The 1,587-nt window shown below is 53.3% G+C and carries 1 rRNA gene; it reads right to left on the reverse strand.

The window, feature by feature from the left end:
• Positions 1-1,553 (reverse strand): 16S ribosomal RNA (locus R7F07_RS24730).
• Positions 1,554-1,587 lie beyond the last annotated feature (34 nt).

Raw genomic sequence — 1,587 nt, forward strand, 5'->3', positions numbered from 1 at the left:
TAAGGAGGTGATCCAGCGCCAGGTTCCCCTAGCGCTACCTTGTTACGACTTCACCCCAGTCATGAACCACAAAGTGGTAAGCGTCCCCCCGAAGGTTAAACTACCTACTTCTTTTGCAGCCCACTCCCATGGTGTGACGGGCGGTGTGTACAAGGCCCGGGAACGTATTCACCGTGGCATTCTGATCCACGATTACTAGCGATTCCGACTTCATGGAGTCGAGTTGCAGACTCCAATCCGGACTACGACGCACTTTTTGGGATTCGCTCACTTTCGCAAGTTGGCCGCCCTCTGTATGCGCCATTGTAGCACGTGTGTAGCCCTACTCGTAAGGGCCATGATGACTTGACGTCGTCCCCACCTTCCTCCGGTTTATCACCGGCAGTCTCCCTGGAGTTCCCGACATTACTCGCTGGCAAACAAGGATAAGGGTTGCGCTCGTTGCGGGACTTAACCCAACATTTCACAACACGAGCTGACGACAGCCATGCAGCACCTGTCTCAGAGTTCCCGAAGGCACCAATCCATCTCTGGAAAGTTCTCTGGATGTCAAGAGTAGGTAAGGTTCTTCGCGTTGCATCGAATTAAACCACATGCTCCACCGCTTGTGCGGGCCCCCGTCAATTCATTTGAGTTTTAATCTTGCGACCGTACTCCCCAGGCGGTCTACTTAACGCGTTAGCTCCGAAAGCCACGGCTCAAGGCCACAACCTCCAAGTAGACATCGTTTACGGCGTGGACTACCAGGGTATCTAATCCTGTTTGCTCCCCACGCTTTCGCATCTGAGTGTCAGTATCTGTCCAGGGGGCCGCCTTCGCCACCGGTATTCCTTCAGATCTCTACGCATTTCACCGCTACACCTGAAATTCTACCCCCCTCTACAGTACTCTAGTCTGCCAGTTTCAAATGCTATTCCGAGGTTGAGCCCCGGGCTTTCACATCTGACTTAACAAACCACCTGCATGCGCTTTACGCCCAGTAATTCCGATTAACGCTCGCACCCTCCGTATTACCGCGGCTGCTGGCACGGAGTTAGCCGGTGCTTCTTCTGTCGCTAACGTCAAATAATGCAGCTATTAACTACACTACCTTCCTCACGACTGAAAGTGCTTTACAACCCGAAGGCCTTCTTCACACACGCGGCATGGCTGCATCAGGCTTGCGCCCATTGTGCAATATTCCCCACTGCTGCCTCCCGTAGGAGTCTGGACCGTGTCTCAGTTCCAGTGTGGCTGATCATCCTCTCAGACCAGCTAGGGATCGTCGCCTTGGTGAGCCCTTACCTCACCAACTAGCTAATCCCACCTAGGCATATCCTGACGCGAGAGGCCCGAAGGTCCCCCTCTTTGGCCCGTAGGCATCATGCGGTATTAGCCATCGTTTCCAATGGTTATCCCCCACATCAGGGCAATTTCCTAGGCATTACTCACCCGTCCGCCGCTCGACGCCGTTATCGTCCCCCGAAGGTTCAGATAACTCGTTTCCGCTCGACTTGCATGTGTTAGGCCTGCCGCCAGCGTTCAATCTGAGCCATGATCAAACTCTTCAATTTAAGATTTTGTTCGGCTCAATGAATACTGAACATT

Source organism: Vibrio sp. YT-16 (assembly GCF_033337405.1).
GTDB classification, from domain to species: Bacteria; Pseudomonadota; Gammaproteobacteria; order Enterobacterales; family Vibrionaceae; genus Vibrio; species Vibrio alginolyticus.